This is a genomic window from Paraburkholderia unamae, assembly GCF_003268775.1.
GTDB lineage: Bacteria > Pseudomonadota > Gammaproteobacteria > Burkholderiales > Burkholderiaceae > Paraburkholderia > Paraburkholderia unamae.
Map to the genome: position 1 here is coordinate 1 of NZ_QLSU01000004.1, position 14,905 is coordinate 14,905.

Below are 14,905 nucleotides of genomic sequence, written 5' to 3' on the forward strand. Positions count from 1 at the left end.
CGGCGCAGGATGGCTGCGAGAATGTCCGGCGTGCTCTGGTGCTGGTAGTTGCCGGTGTTCATGACGGCTTCGAGCCGTCCGAAATGCGACTTGAGCACAATCTGGTACTTCGTAAAATCCTTCGTCGTTTGAACCGTCGAGAAGCGCTCGATGAAGCCCGAAAAGCGCCGCGTGGTCCCGTCATCGGCCTTGATGCTGAAGACCGCGTCACGGCTCAGGAAGTCGGCGCGCAATAACTGCTGCGGGTGGGTTAGCTCAATCTGGACGATGTTGGGTTCGCCCATCTTTTCGGTGGCCGTGAAAGACACGACCGAGAATTGCGCCGCGCTGTCAGTACCAGGTACCGCCAGGTGGCAAGACTGGCGCCCCGAGATATTTTCAGGCAGTAGATCAAGCTCGATCATGCGATCTCCCGGATCAAATTAATGTGCTCAATGGCACCACGAGCCGGTTTCCATCGACATGGGATGAATCTGAAATTCGCATGCGCATCGGATAAAGCTCGGTCCGCCTGACGCACGGCATAATTTCAATTTCAACATCACATAGTTATACTAATAACGTCGTATTGATGAACGTGCAGCAAGTGACTTGTTACCTGCTGCCCTCTCAGCGAGATTGCGCACTTTCGATGAATGCGAGGCCAACATCTGCTTCACTGCTGACCAGCAGGTCGCGCTCGACCTGTGGCCTGTTTGAGCTTTACCCTCTCCTCTGCGACAGCCCTTTTCTGGCCTGCGCGGATCGCCACCGCGCTCGATATGCAGTTTTGTTTCATCGAATTTCGCGCGGATGCTTTCCAGCGTGTCACGCGGTTACGCATCGAACGGCATCTCGCGCGCAGTGCTGTAGGAGCGGTAACTTCAGGATTCCGTCTCGTCGATGGTTTGAAAGCGCGTTCACCCACGATATTCCCGACAGCACACCAACGGCATCTCAATCCTGCAAACAACCGGAAGCCATACGCGCAGCGCCACGACATTGTCCACAGATTTTGTTGGCAGCCCTGTGCGTAACCCTTGGAAGACCGCACCAAGTCCTTGATGCGATTCGGTTAACGCACACCGTCCCCGATCGCGGCAAACCGATCAGAAAGCGGCCAAATAGCAGCCCCATCGCACCGACCTTTTCCACAGTTTTTGTTGGCAGCCCTGTGCACAACTTCTGGACAGCGAACCTAAGTCCCTGATCGCAAACATCAATCAACCGCGCGACAGAGAAGTTGCACGTTTCGAAGGCAGCGAAGTTTTCCACAGATGAAGTGGAAAACTCTGTGCATACGCCCCCCAACATCCCGCCCAATCCATTGATAGCACAACGGATTTTCGCGCTGCCCGCACTTCGCACCCGCCTGCCCAATTCCCTAAAGTCCGTAAGGAAATTGCCGTTAACGGTCACTATGTTGTTGGGTCTCAGGCGGCCCCATCGAAGGAATCTCATGCGCAACAATCAGCCCGTCACGCAGCAGGAATTCGACTATCCCGCTTCGCAGATGCTCGTCTCGGCCACCGACCTCAAGGGCCGCATTCAGTACTGCAATCCCGCGTTCATCGCGGTGTCCGGCTTTACGAAAGAAGAACTGATCGGCAAGGCGCACAACATCATTCGCCATCCCGACATGCCGGCCGAGGCGTTCGCCGATCTGTGGGACACCGTTCGCGAAGGGCGCCCCTGGACCGCGCTCGTCAAGAACCGCCGCAAGACCGGCGACCACTACTGGGTACGCGCGAACGTCACGCCCGTGTCCGAGCAGGGCACCGTGGTCGGCTATCTGAGCGTGCGCGTGAAGCCCACGCGCGAAGAAATCCGCAATGCCGAAGCGCTGTACGCGCAAATGCGCGAAGGCCGTCTGCACGGCGTGCGTCTGCGTCACGGCGCGGTGGTCCGCACGGGCGTGATCGGCGCGCTTCAGTCGCTGCTGCGCGTGCCCATCGCCACGCGCATCGCCTTCGGCTACGGCGCGGTACCCGCCGTCTTTGCCGCAACCGGCTTCGCGGCCTGGCAAGGTCTGCCGCCGCTGCCGTTCTGGGCTGCGTTCGGCGCGGCCTGCGTCTGCGCGGTCGGGGCCTGGCGTCTCACCACGCGGCACCTGGGCGAGCCGCTCGCGCAAATGACCACGGCCTCCACGCGCATGGCCGCCGGCGACCTCACGGCCACGCTCGCGATCGCCACCAACGACGATCTCGGCGACGTGCTCCAGGCGCTCAACCAGCTTCAGGCCAATCTCACCGCGATCGTGTTCGACGTGCGCTCGCAGATCGACGGCATGCTCGACGCGGCGCACGAAATCTCCAGCGGCAATCTCGATCTCTCGCGCCGCACCGAGATGCAGGCGGCGTCGCTCGAGGAAACCGCCGCCACGATGGATCAGCTCACGACCACCGTGCAAGCCAACGCCGACGCCAGCGCCCGCGCGCTCGACCTCGCGCGCGACGCCCAGTCAGCCGCCGCCGAAGGCGGCTCGATCGCGGCGCAGATGGAGCGCACGATGACCGGCATCACCGACGCGTCGCGGCGCATCAGCGACATCACGGGCGTGATCGACGGCATCGCGTTCCAGACCAACATCCTTGCGCTGAACGCCGCCGTCGAGGCCGCGCGTGCCGGCGAGGCGGGCCGTTCGTTCGCCGTGGTGGCGGGCGAGGTGCGCATGCTCGCGCAGCGCTGCGCGGCTTCGGCCAAGGAGATCAAGCAGGTCGTGGACGCCAGCGTGCACGAGATCGCCGAGGGCACGCGGCTCGTGGGCAACACCACGGCGCAGATGCGCTCCATCGACGAAGCGGTCAGCCGCGTCTCGTCGATCATCACCGAGGTCGCCAATGCGAGCGGCGAGCAGGCCGAAGGCATCCGCCAGGTCAACCAGGCCGTCGCGCATCTGGACAGCGCCACGCAGCAGAACGCCGCGCTCGTCGAGCAGGCGGCCGCCACGGCGCTGCGTCTGGCCGAGCAGGCCGACGTGCTCGACGAAGCCGTGCGCCTGTTCACCGTGGCGGGCGCCCAGGCGAGCGCGCGCGCCAAGCCCGCCCGCAACCCGGCGCGGCACGCCGCCGTGTCGAAGGCGCGGGCCGAAACGGCTGAGGAAATCGCCGCCTGAGTAGCTTGAGTGGCCTGGGTGCCGCGTTGGCGCTGCGCCGGCGTGGCATTGGTCTGAGAGATCGGCGTTAGTCCCATCTCGACAGCGCCGCCCCCGGGCTGCACCATGGAAACCGTCAGCAACCCGCACCTCGGCTTGCTGATCCGAGTAACAACGGCGTTTTAACGGCTCACCCGGCCTGCCCGGGCGGGCCGTTTTTTCTTGGCGCGCGCGCCTTGCTCCCCGACCTTCGCGTGACGCCGCTTTGCGTCACAACCATGACAGTGGTGCAACGCGCAACGCATTTCGCATGGGTCGTTGCAGGGCGCGCAAAAATGGGCCGTCACGGCGGCGAGTCGCGTTACACTGGCCCAGGGTTGCGGCACGGCGATCCTGCTGTGTGCGTCTGCGCTCACTTGCAAAGACACGCCGCGCGGGCGACCCCGTACAATGGCTCGACCACCCAACGCACGAGGACAACATCAATGCGCACGACCGGGTCTTCCGGAAACATGACCCTGCTCACCGAGCATGACGACGCGACCGGACGCGAACTGCGTTCACTGCGCCTCGAATCGGCGGCCGACGGCAAAAGCCTCATGCTGATCGAAGTCGACGAGCGCAAACCGGGCATTCATCGCGAAGTGCGTTACGAGATCACGCCGGCCGAGCTGATAGCGGCGATTCGCGCTCAAGGCGCGGAACTGCCGGGGGAATCGCACACGCGCTGAGCGCGGACTGGCGGCGAAGCGAGGCACGTGCGGTTGAGTCGCCTGCGGTTTCCGCGGCTACATAACCGTCTTGCATCGCATCGATGCCGCTTTCTGCCGCCTCGTTCCATTCCGGCGCTTTTTTCACGGACTTGCCGCTTGCGGCAAGTCCGTTCTCGCGTGCTCAAGCACGATCGGTCGTGATGTGCCCACCCCGGCGGGCGTGTATCGCGCGCGTCGTTTTCATACGCACGTACGGGCGCGCTTGCACGCCTTCGAAATGCGTCCATAATCTTTACGTTACCCTCCTATCTTTCCCGTTCTCCGCTTAAAAGCGCAACGGAAGTAAGCCGATGCTACATGACCTCATCGCGCAATACGGGCCTGCGCTGGTGTTCATCAATGTGCTTGCCGGATCGCTAGGGCTGCCCGTGCCCGCGATGCCCGCGCTCGTGTTGTTCGGCGCGATGGCGGCCATGCATCCCGGTTCGATCGGCCAGCAGGTCGCGCCGGTGCTCGTGCTCGCCATCTTCGCCATGCTGATCGGCGACAGCGTGTGGTTTCTGGCCGGGCGTCTCTATGGCGGCAACACGCTCAAGACGCTCTGCAAGCTCTCGCTCTCGCGCGACACCTGCGTGAAAAAGACCGAGCGCTTTTTCGGCCGCTGGGGCGTGCGCGTGCTCGCCGTCGCCAAGTTCGTGCCGGGGCTTTCGCTCGTCTCCGTGCCGATGGCCGGCGCGATGGGCGTGCCCTACCGCCAGTTCGTGGGCTTCGACGGCATCGGCGCGGCGCTGTGGTCCGGCACGGGCCTCCTCATCGGCGTGCTGTTCGCCCCGCAAATCGACATGCTGATGGGCGGCGCGAGCCGGCTTGGCCGCTTCGCCCTCGTCGTGGTGGCCGTGCTGCTGGTGCTCTACGCGACCTACCGCTGGCAGCGCCGCCGCCAGCTCATCAAGAAGCTCGCGAATGCTCGCATCACGGTGGACGACCTCTACCATGCGATGGGCGCCAAGCCGCCGCCCGTGGTGTTCGATATCCGTTCCGAAGAAAAGCGCAAGCTCGATCCGTACATCATTCCGGGCGCGTTATTCGCCGACGAGCGCAAGCTCGAAGACATCGTCGGCAAGTATCCGAACGACCAGAAGCTCGTGATCTACTGCTCGTGCCCCAATGAAATTTCCGCGGCCTGGATGGCGAAAAAGCTCGTCGAGGCCGGCTTTACCGATGTGGTGCCGCTACTCGGCGGTCTCGACGCGTGGCGCGACGCCGGCCGCACGCTCGAATCGCTCCAGCTGATGGCGCACAGCGAAGTCCCGGTCAACATCACGCCTAAAGCTGTCTGATCCGGGCGGCCCGCTCCCGAGCCGCCCGCACGAGGAGAACCGCCAGATGGGCACGATCACCGAAGCCGAAGTTCCGGATTCCGCGGAACTTCCTTCCGCGAGCCGCCACTCCGACACGCAGCCGCAACCCGCCGAAGCGCCGTTCTCGACGCTTTCCTCGCGGCGCCACCAGATGTTCCCCGAGCTCACCGACGACGAGATCGCGCGCCTCGCGCGCTTCGGCGAGCAACGCCACTATGCGGCGGGCGAACTGCTCTTTCGCACCGGCGAAACCGGCCCCGGCATGTTCGTGCTGCTCTCCGGTTCGGTCAAAGTATTCCAGCGCGACGGGCTGGGCCGCGAGCGGCTCATCGTCGAACATGGGCGCGGCCATTTTCTGGCCGAGGTGGGTCAGCTTTCGGGCGGCCCCGCGCTCGTGGACGGCCTGGCGCTCGAAAGCGTCGACGCCATCCTGATTCCCCCCGAGCAACTGCGCGCGGCCATCGTCGCCGAAGCCGAACTCGGCGAGCGCATCGTGCGTGCGCTGATCCTGCGCCGCGTCTCGCTGATCGAAAAAGGCGCGGGCGGCCCGATTCTCGTCGGCAAGCACGACGATCCCGCACTCGTTTCGCTGCAAGGCTTCCTCTCGCGCAACGGCCATCCGTATTCGGTGCTCGACGAGCGCGACGAAAGCATGCTCCTGCTGATCGAGCGCTTCGCCGCGCGCTGCGAAGACCTGCCGCTCGTGATCTGCCCCGACGGGTCGGTGCTGCGTCATCCCAGTGCGCCCGAACTCGCCACCTGCCTCGGCATCCTGCCCGAGCTGGACGGCCAGCGCGTCTATGACGTCGCCGTGGTGGGCGCGGGTCCTGCTGGCCTCGCAACAGCGGTGTACGCAGCGTCCGAAGGCCTTTCGGTGATCGTGCTCGATTCGCGCGCGCCGGGCGGCCAGGCGGGCGCAAGCTCGCGCATCGAGAACTACCTGGGCTTTCCCACCGGCATCTCGGGCCAGGCGCTCGCGGGCCGCGCGTTCGTGCAGGCGCAGAAGTTCGGGGCGCACGTTGCGATTCCCGTATCGGTGCGCAAGCTGTACTGCGATGAGGAACCGCGCCGGCTCGAAACCTGTAGCGGCGACGTGCGCGCGCATACGGTCGTGATCGCGAGCGGCGCGGTGTACCGCAGGCCCGCCATCGAAGGGATCGATCGCTATACGGGGCGTGGCATCTACTACTGGGCCTCGCCGGTCGAGGCGAAGCTCTGCAAGCACGAGAACGTGGTGCTCGTGGGCGGCGGCAATTCGGCGGGCCAGGCCATCGTCTATCTCTCCACGCACGTGCGTCAGATCGACGTGCTGATCCGCAAGGCGGGCTTCGAATCGACGATGTCGCGCTACCTGATCGACCGGATTGCCTCGCTTGCGAACGTGAGAGTGCACGGGCACAGCGAGATCGGCGGCCTGGGCGAGGATGCGAGCGGGCTGGCTTCGGTGCGTCTGAAGATGCCATGCCCGGAAGGCGTCGACCATTTCGATTCGCGGCACCTGTTCCTCTTCACGGGCGCCGACCCGAACACGGGCTGGCTGCGCGAATGCGGCGTGAAACTCGACCCGCACGGCTTCGTGCTGACCGGCGACAACGAGTCGTGCAGCCTCGCGACCTCGGTGGAAGGCGTCTATGCGATCGGCGACGCGCGCGCGGGCTCGACCAAGCGCGTGGCCGCGGCGGTGGGCGAAGGCGCGGCCGTGGTCGCGCAGATCCACCAGCGGCTCGCGACGACGCGGCCGGTGACGGTGGTTGCGGGCGTCCATGCGTGAGTGCAGCGCGGATAGTGCAGATGCAGCGTCCGGGACTGCCGACGCCCGTTCCTCGCTAACCCTGCCGCTCACGGCGGCGCGCACGCTGCATCTCGCCGCGCAGGGCCTGCTCGCGCCGCCGCGCCGCAAGGCCACGAAAGACGACGTGCTCGACGCGATCCGCCGCATGGCGCAATTGCAGATCGACACGATCCACGTGGTCGCGCGCAGTCCTTATTTCGTGCTGTTCAGCCGCATCGGCGCGTTCGAACCGGCCTGGCTCGACGCGCATCTCGCCGAAGGCCGCCTTTTCGAATACTGGTCGCACGAGGCGTGCTTCGTGCCGATCGAGGACTATGGGCTGCTGCGCCATCGCATGCTCGACCCTTCGGGCATGGGCTGGAAATACGCGGCCGACTGGCATACTCAATACCGCGACGAAATCGACGCGCTGCTCGAACGCATTCGCACCGAGGGCGCCGTGCGCTCCGCCGACTTCGCGCGCGCCGAGGGCGACAAGGGCAATGGCTGGTGGGACTGGAAGCCCGAGAAGCGGCACCTGGAAGTGCTGTTCGCAACCGGCGCGCTGATGGTGGCGGAGCGCCGCAACTTCCAGCGCGTGTACGACGTGGCCGAGCGCGTGCTGCCGAACTGGAGCGATGCACGCGACCTGCCCCCGCGCGCTCAGGCGGAACGCACGCTGCTTTTGCGCACATGCCGGGCGCTGGGCGTGATCCGTGCGGACTGGGCCGCCGACTACTACCGCCTGCCGCGCCGCCCTTACGTGGATGCGCTGCACGCGCTCGCCGACGCGGGCGAGTTGCTGCCGGTGCGTGTGGAAGGCTGGAAGCAAGATGCGTTCGTGCACCGCGACTTCGCCGCGCTGATCGGCGATGCGGCGAACGGCACGCTCGCCTCCACGGCGACCACACTGCTCTCGCCGTTCGACCCGGTGGTGTGGGACCGCAAGCGCGCGGTGGCGCTGTTCGATTTCGACTACGCGATCGAATGCTATCTGCCGGCTTCGAAACGCAAGTACGGTTATTTCGTACTGCCGATCTTGAACCGCGGACGATTGATCGGACGCATCGACGCGAAGGCGCACAGGGCGCAGCAGGTGTTCGAGGTGAAGTCGCTGCATCTGGAGCCCGGCGTGCGCGTGAGCGGCCGTCTGGTGGCCGATCTACGCCGGGCGCTACAGCGTTGTGCGCAGTGGCACGGCACGCCGGAGCTGAGTATCCGCGCCGCGCCGGACGGCCTGGCGGCCGCCCTGCTGGCTGAGTGAAATGGCGGTGACGCTCTCCGTGCTCGACTCAGTGCTCGAGTTTCGCGCGCAACTCGCGTGCCGCTTCGAGCAACCCTTCGTAGCCCGAACGCGCGTGCTGCGGCAGGTCGGGGTCGCCCACCAGCGCGCCCAGCGTTTCCACCAGGCTGAAGACGAGGCCCTTGGCCGCGCCCGCTGCGATCTTGCCGGATTTCACGCCTTCGTCGACGTGGGTGAACGCAGCGTTCAGATGTTCCAGATCCGGTTGCGGCGCGCCGGCGCCAGGCTTTTGAGCGTCCTGCTTTTGCGTGTCGTCGCTCGTCATGATGAACCCTATCTCCCTTGCTGAACAGTAGTCGAAAAAATCCTGCACTCGGTTTAAGTTATATACCCATCGCGTGCGTGCGTCCATTGAGGGCCGGACGGCTGCCGGCGCGCCCCGCCGCGAAAAGCCACACGAAGCGCACTCCCGAATCTTCTCACCTTTGCCGCCCGCATGCCGTCGCCACGGGCGCGGCGGCTTGTCGCTTCGTCAGGCCTGGCAATAAAAAACGCCTTGAGATCAGGGCTAAAGTTGATTTATCACCATTTTGCCAATGGCTGCATTTGCTGCTCCACGCCTTCACCGCGCGTGCGCCCAGCTCCCTCCTGAAAACGCTCACCTTTGTGCTTCGACACCCTGGTTCGTCGCGCATCGAGTGCGTCTGCCGATAAAATTCGGCTCACCTGTTCAGCCGTCACTTTAGCGTTTTAGCCTTGTTTTCAAGGCATTTTCTCGCGTGAGGGCCTCGCGCCCGCTCAAGCGCCGGTCGCTCAAAGGTGCGCAGCCGCACGCCGTCGCACTCACTCCCGAAAACGCTCACCTTTGCGTCGAACCGTGCCTTGACGCCGCTCGCGCGCCTCTCCAGACTGTGCGGGTCGTCACGTCCAGGGGTTCTCCAGCGCCATGAATCACGTCACGCCGTTCATTCCCGATCGCTTTCACCACGCCGCGCAGCATTACCTGAGCGGCCGCCCCGCCTACTCACCCGCCTTGATCCGCCGCGTCGCGCAACACGTCGGGCTCGACGGCTCGCAGCGTCTGCTCGACCTGGGCTGCGGTCCCGGCCAGCTTTCGCTCGCATTCGCCAGTTGGGTGGCGCACGCCATTGCCGTCGATCCCGAGCCCGCCATGCTCGACATCGCCGCGCAACTCGGCGCGGGCATCGCGCCGAACATCGAATACCGTCAGGGCAGTTCGTACGATCTGGGCCCCGCCTTCGGCGCGTTCCATCTCGCCGTGATCGGCCGGGCGTTTCACTGGATGGATCGCAGCGACACGCTCGCGCGCCTCGACACGCTGCTCACGCCGCGCGGCGCCGTGGCGCTCTTCAACACCTCGCATCTCGACGACCCGCTGCGCCCGTGGGCACGCGAGTATCGCGAGCTGCTCGACAGTTACGCCGATACCGACCCGGCGCGCGCCCAGCGCAAGTCGGCGGAGTGGGAAAGCCATCTCGACGTGCTTGCGCGCTCCGCGTTCGCCGCGCTGGAGCGCGTTAGCGTGATCGAATACCGGCGCGTCAGCGCCGCGCAATTGAAGGCGCGTCCGCTTTCGATGTCGAGCCTCTCGCGCGAGCGTCTGGGCGAGCGCCTCGACGCCCTGCTGGCCGACATCGACGCGCTCGTGGCCGCCCATGCGGAGGCGGACGGCTGTCTGATCGAGCGCATCGAATCCACAGCGACGATCGCCGCGCGCGCGGATGCCTGAGCCCGCGCCTGAAGGGCGTCGCGCGATGCGGTATCGTATGGGCACGCCACTACGAGCCAGACGAGGAAGCACACGATGAGCTATGCCACGAACGCGCCCGCGCGCAAGGAAATCGACTCTCTCGGCGGGCCCGCCGTCATCGAGTTCGGCACCGACTGGTGCGGCTACTGCCAGGGCGCACAGCCCGTGATCGGCGCGGCCTTCGAGCGCAACCCGCAGGTGCGCCGCCTGAAAGTGGAAGATGGACCGGGCCGCGCGCTGGGCCGCTCGTTTCGCGTGAAGCTCTGGCCCACGCTCATCTTCCTGCGCAACGGCGTGGAAGTCGCGCGCGTGGTGCGTCCGCAGAACGCCGCCGAGCTCGACGAGGCTTTCGCCACGCTCGCGTAGTCGCTCGCGTCGCTCCAAGGCACTCGCGTCGCTCGCCCCCTCACACGCGGTCCCCGCCCTCGCGCGGACCGCCCCCGTAAATCCTCACCTCAACGCGCGCGCGGCGTTCAGTCCTCCAGGCCCGCGAGCAGATCGTCGACCGCGCGGTACACGCGCTCGACCACCTCAGGCCCCACCTGCTCTTCCAGCGCCTTGTAGCGCGCCTCCAGATCCTTCGAAATCGCCTTCACGAGCTGATGGCTCTTTTTCGTGAGCGAGACGAGCACGCGCCGCTGGTCGTCGGCGAAGCGCTCCTTCGTCACGAGACCTAGCGCCTCCATGCGGGCGAGCACGCCCGCCATGCTCGGGCTGGAAATCGTGCACAGATCGGAAATTTGCCGCGGCTCGAGCGGGCCGCTTTCGTTGAGCGCGCGTATCACGCGCCACTGCTGCTCGGTGAGCCCGTGCGAGGTGATGAGCGGGCGAAAGCGCTCCATCATTTTTTCGCGCGCGCGCAGGAGCAACATGGGCAGGTTGCGGTGCGCAACGCGGGTGGACGAACGCGAGTTTTCAGACATGGTGGTTTCGGCCAGGCGAAGAATCGGGACACTGGGGAGATCCCAGGGGAAACCCGCAAATATCTCATCGATGATTGACGACGGATGATAGCAAGCGCACTATTGCTAACATGTTAGTGTTTCCGGGAAGCCGACACAAGCCATGTTTTCAGTTGCCGATCACCTGCTGCACGTCGAAGGCGAGGCCCTGCCGCGCGACGTGGACGCAGCCACCGTCCACGCGCTGCTCGCCACGGGCGCGCACGGCCGCCCGCCCGTGAGCGGCGCCGTCTACGGCACGCTGCTCAACGACCGTCACGCGCTCGAAGCGCTGGGCGACGCCGCGAACGCGCCCCCTTACAAGGCGCCGCCGCGCGCCCCCATTCTCTACCTGAAGCCGCGCAACACGCACGCCGGCCACCGTGCGCGCGTGGCCGTGCCCGGTGGCGAGGGTGCGCAGTTGGGTGTGCAAGTGGGCGCGTCGCTCGGCGTCGTGATCGGCCGCACCGCCACACGCGTCGCCGTGCATGAAGCATTCGATTACATCGCGGGCTATACGCTCGTGGCCGACCTTTGCGTGCCGCACGCCAGCGTCTATCGCCCCTCGGTGCGCTTTCGCGCCCGTGACAACTTCTGCGTGATCGGCCCGGCCGTGGTCGCGCGCCGCCATGTCGCTGACCCCGACCGACTCGACATCCGTGTGAACGTGACCGGCCAGCCCGCCTTCAGCGCCACGACGGCCACGAACCTGCGCGGCGTCGCGCAATTGCTGGCCGACGTCACGGACTTCATGACGCTCGCCCTCGGCGACGTCCTCACGCTCGGCGTGCCGCACGGCGCGCCCGTGGCGCAGGCCGGCGCGCGCGCAACGCTCGCCATTGGCGACTGGGCGCCGCTCGAAATCGAATTCGTTGCTGCGAACGCGGCGCTGGGAGCACAAGCATGATGCGCGGTCGCGTTGCCTACGCAGGCGCAATCCACGAAGCCACGCCCGACTACACGCACGAGCAAAGCCGCGTGCGCCTTGCCGACGGACGCGTGCGCGACGAGCACGAGGTCGTGTGGCTCGCGCCGTTCGAGCCCGGCACGATCTTCGCGCTCGGGCTCAACTACGCCGAGCACGCCAAGGAATTGCAGTTCTCGAAGCAGGAAGAACCGCTCGTGTTCCTCAAGGGGCCGGGCAGCGTGATCGGCCATCGCGGCACGACGCGCCGTCCCGCCGACGTCACGTTCATGCACTACGAGTGCGAGCTTGCCGTCGTGATCGGCCGCACGGCGCAGAATGTGAAGCGCGAGGACGCCATGCAGTACGTGGCGGGCTATACGATCGCGAACGACTACGCGATTCGCGACTACCTGGAAAACTACTATCGCCCGAACCTGCGCGTGAAGAATCGCGACGGCGGCACCGTGCTCGGTCCGTGGTTCGTCGACGCCGCCGATATCTCCGACGTCAACGCGCTCGGCCTGCGCACCTATGTGAACGGCGAACTCAAGCAGGACGGCAATACGCGCGATTTCGTCACGGGCATCGCCGAACTCATCGAGTATTTGAGCGGCTTCATGACGCTCGCCCCCGGCGACGTCATTCTGACCGGCACGCCCGAAGGCGTCGTCAACGTGAATGCAGGCGACGAAGTGGTGTGCGAAATCGACGGGCTCGGCCGCCTCGTCAACACCATCGCGAGCGACGCCGACTACGGGCGTTGATGCGGCAACGAATCGAACACAGGACAAGTTAGACATGCGAATCGAACATCTCATCAACGGCCGCTCGCACGCCGGGCGCGATTACTTCGAGACCGTCAATCCCGCCAACCAGGACGTGCTCGCGGAAGTCGCGCGCGGCGGCGCGGAGGAAGTCGATCTCGCGGTGCGCGCCGCGAAAGAAGCATTCCCCGCGTGGGCCGCCAAACCCGCGGCCGAGCGCGCCAAGGCCATCCGCAAGCTCGGCGAGCTGATCGCGAAGAACGTGCCGGAAATCGCGCAGACCGAAACGAAGGACACGGGTCAAACCATTTCGCAAACGGGCAAGCAGCTCGTGCCGCGCGCCGCCGACAACTTCAGCTACTTCGCCGAAGTCTGCACGGCCGTGGACGGCCATACCTATCCCACCGCCACGCACCTCAATTACACGTTGTTCCACCCGGTTGGCGTGTGCGCGCTCATTTCGCCGTGGAACGTGCCGTTCATGACGGCCACGTGGAAGGTCGCGCCCTGCCTCGCGTTCGGCAACACGGCCGTGCTGAAGATGAGCGAGCTTTCGCCGCTCACGGCCTCCATGCTCGGCCAGCTCGCGCTCGACGCCGGCATTCCGGCGGGCGTGCTCAATGTCGTGCACGGCTATGGCCAGGAAGCGGGCGAGCCGCTCGTCGCGCATCCCGACGTGCGCGCGGTGTCGTTCACGGGTTCGACGGCCACGGGCAACCGCATCGTGCAGGCCGCGGGCCTCAAGAAGTTCTCGATGGAACTGGGCGGCAAGTCGCCGTTCGTGATTTTCGACGACGCCGATTTCGAACGCGCGCTCGACGCCGCCGTGTTCATGATCTTCTCGAACAACGGCGAGCGCTGCACAGCCGGTTCGCGCATTCTGGTGCAACGCTCGATCTACGCGAAGTTCGCGGAGCGCTTCATCGAACGCGCGAAGCGCATTACCGTGGGCGATCCGCTCGACGAGAAAACCATCGTCGGCCCGATGATCAGCCAGGGCCATCTCGCGAAGGTGCGCAGCTACATCGAGCTCGGTTCGAAGGAAGGCGCGACGCTCGCGTGCGGCGGGCTCGACGCCCCCACCGTGCCCGACGCCCTCAAGAAGGGCAACTTCGTGCAGCCCACCGTGTTCGTCGATGTCGATAACCGCATGCGCATCGCACAGGAGGAAATCTTCGGGCCGGTCGCCTGCCTGATTCCCTTCGAAGACGAAGCCGACGCGATCCGCCTTTCCAACGACATCGCCTATGGCCTTTCCAGCTACGTGTGGACCGAGAACACCGGCCGCGCGCTGCGCGTGGCGGCCGCCGTGGAAGCGGGCATGTGCTTCGTGAACAGCCAGAACGTGCGCGACCTGCGCCAGCCGTTTGGCGGCACGAAGGCTTCCGGCGTGGGCCGCGAAGGCGGCACGTGGAGCTACGAAGTGTTCCTCGAACCGAAGAACGTGTGCGTTTCGCTCGGTTCGCATCACATTCCGCACTGGGGCGTGTAATGGGCAAACTCGCGCTGGCAGCGAAGGTCACGCATGTGCCTTCGCTCTATCTTTCCGAACTGGACGGCCCGCACAAGGGCTGCCGCCAGGCCGCCATAGACGGCCATCACGAGATCGGCCGCCGCTGCCGCGAACTGGGCGTCGACACGATCGTGGTGTTCGACGTGCACTGGCTCGTGAACAGCGAATATCACATCAACTGCGCGCCGCGCTTCGACGGCGTCTACACCAGCAACGAGCTGCCGCATTTCATCAAGAACATGCAGTACGCCTATCCGGGCAATCCGCAGCTCGGGCATCTGATCGCTGAAGTCGCGAACGAAATGGGCATCAAGAGCCGCGCGCACAGCGACACGACGCTCGACCTCGAATACGGCACGCTCGTGCCCATGCGCTACATGAACGGCGACGAGCATTTCCGCACCGTCTCCGTGGCCGCCTGGTGCATGTGGCACGACCTCGCCACGAGCGCGCGCTTCGGGCTGGCCGTGCGCCGCGCGATCGAGGAGCACTACGACGGCACGGTGGCGATCCTCGCGAGCGGTTCGCTCAGCCACCACTTCGCCAACAACGGCACGGCCGAAGCGTTCATGCACAAGGTCTGGGACCCGTTCCTCGAAGCGACCGACCGCAACGTCGTGGCAATGTGGGAGCGCGGCGACTGGAAGACCTTCTGCGGCATGCTGCCCATGTACAACGAAAAGTGCTGGGGCGAAGGCGGCATGCACGACACGGCCATGCTGCTCGGCGCGCTCGGCTGGGACCGCTACGAAGGCCGCGCGGAAATCGTCACGCCGTATTTCGGCAGCTCCGGCACCGGGCAGATCAACGCGATCCTGCCGGTCACGCCGCTGCCCGCTTGAAGAACG

At 65.6% G+C, this 14,905-nt stretch carries 14 protein-coding genes; 11 read left to right on the forward strand and 3 right to left on the reverse strand.

The features are described 5' to 3' along the window. Window positions 1–404, reverse strand: a 404-nt coding sequence (locus tag C7401_RS07410) for a contractile injection system protein, VgrG/Pvc8 family (RefSeq protein ID WP_258396923.1), incomplete at its 3' end; no start/stop codon positions are given. Window positions 405–1,438: 1,034 nt separating this feature from the next. On the opposite strand from C7401_RS07410, the gene C7401_RS07415 reads away from it, so the two are divergent. The 5 genes from C7401_RS07415 (at window position 1,439) to C7401_RS07435 (ending at window position 8,182) form a co-directional block, all read left to right on the forward strand. Further along, window positions 1,439–3,094, forward strand: a complete 1,656-nt coding sequence (locus tag C7401_RS07415) for a methyl-accepting chemotaxis protein (RefSeq protein WP_112170735.1) — start codon at window positions 1,439–1,441, stop codon at window positions 3,092–3,094. A gap of 464 nt (window positions 3,095–3,558) precedes the next feature. After that, the gene (locus C7401_RS07420; protein ID WP_112170736.1) at window positions 3,559–3,804 is read left to right on the forward strand and encodes a hypothetical protein; all 246 of its coding nucleotides are present in this window, start codon (window positions 3,559–3,561) and stop codon (window positions 3,802–3,804) included. 332 nt (window positions 3,805–4,136) lie between these two features. After that, window positions 4,137–5,126 (forward strand): DedA family protein/thiosulfate sulfurtransferase GlpE, encoded by a 990-nt coding sequence (locus tag C7401_RS07425; RefSeq protein ID WP_112170737.1) that lies wholly within the window; start codon window positions 4,137–4,139, stop codon window positions 5,124–5,126. Between the two features lie 46 nt (window positions 5,127–5,172). Continuing rightward, window positions 5,173–6,918, forward strand: a complete 1,746-nt coding sequence (locus tag C7401_RS07430; protein WP_112170738.1) for an FAD-dependent oxidoreductase — start codon at window positions 5,173–5,175, stop codon at window positions 6,916–6,918. Then, window positions 6,911–8,182, forward strand: a complete 1,272-nt coding sequence (locus C7401_RS07435; RefSeq protein ID WP_112170739.1) for a winged helix-turn-helix domain-containing protein — start codon at window positions 6,911–6,913, stop codon at window positions 8,180–8,182. Before C7401_RS07430 ends, C7401_RS07435 begins: the two co-directional genes overlap by 8 nt. 28 nt (window positions 8,183–8,210) lie before the next feature. On the opposite strand, the gene C7401_RS07440 is transcribed toward C7401_RS07435, so the two are convergent. After that, the gene (locus tag C7401_RS07440; RefSeq protein WP_112170740.1) at window positions 8,211–8,486 is read right to left on the reverse strand and encodes a hypothetical protein; all 276 of its coding nucleotides are present in this window, start codon (window positions 8,484–8,486) and stop codon (window positions 8,211–8,213) included. A 621-nt stretch (window positions 8,487–9,107) separates the two neighbouring features. On the opposite strand from C7401_RS07440, the gene C7401_RS07445 reads away from it, so the two are divergent. Then, a complete protein-coding gene (locus C7401_RS07445) occupies window positions 9,108–9,911 on the forward strand; it encodes a class I SAM-dependent methyltransferase (protein WP_112170741.1) in 804 nt (267 codons plus the stop codon). Window positions 9,912–9,986: 75 nt separating this feature from the next. Then, entirely contained in the window at window positions 9,987–10,298 is a 312-nt protein-coding gene (locus C7401_RS07450; RefSeq protein ID WP_112170742.1) for a thioredoxin family protein, read from the forward strand. A gap of 107 nt (window positions 10,299–10,405) precedes the next feature. Here C7401_RS07450 and hpaR read toward each other — a convergent pair whose 3' ends face one another. Next, window positions 10,406–10,804 carry a homoprotocatechuate degradation operon regulator HpaR gene (hpaR, locus tag C7401_RS07455; RefSeq protein ID WP_112171098.1) on the reverse strand — a complete coding sequence of 133 codons (399 nt, stop codon included), beginning with the start codon at window positions 10,802–10,804 and terminating at the stop codon, window positions 10,406–10,408. Between the two features lie 193 nt (window positions 10,805–10,997). Here hpaR and C7401_RS07460 point away from each other — a divergent pair, with 193 nt between their 5' ends. From C7401_RS07460 to hpaD, 4 genes are read left to right on the forward strand one after another with little or no spacing between them, the layout of a single operon-like run. Further along, on the forward strand, window positions 10,998–11,780 hold the full coding sequence (locus C7401_RS07460) for a fumarylacetoacetate hydrolase family protein (RefSeq protein WP_112170743.1): 783 nt from the start codon (window positions 10,998–11,000) through the stop codon (window positions 11,778–11,780). Further along, window positions 11,777–12,544, forward strand: a complete 768-nt coding sequence (locus C7401_RS07465; RefSeq protein WP_112170744.1) for a fumarylacetoacetate hydrolase family protein — start codon at window positions 11,777–11,779, stop codon at window positions 12,542–12,544. Before C7401_RS07460 ends, C7401_RS07465 begins: the two co-directional genes overlap by 4 nt. A 34-nt stretch (window positions 12,545–12,578) precedes the next feature. After that, entirely contained in the window at window positions 12,579–14,036 is a 1,458-nt protein-coding gene (hpaE, locus tag C7401_RS07470) for a 5-carboxymethyl-2-hydroxymuconate semialdehyde dehydrogenase (protein ID WP_112170745.1), read from the forward strand. Further along, window positions 14,036–14,899: a 3,4-dihydroxyphenylacetate 2,3-dioxygenase gene (hpaD, locus tag C7401_RS07475; RefSeq protein WP_112170746.1), complete on the forward strand. Its 864-nt coding sequence runs from the start codon at window positions 14,036–14,038 to the stop codon at window positions 14,897–14,899. The genes hpaE and hpaD overlap by 1 nt, the downstream gene beginning before the upstream one ends. Window positions 14,900–14,905: the final 6 nt, after the last annotated feature.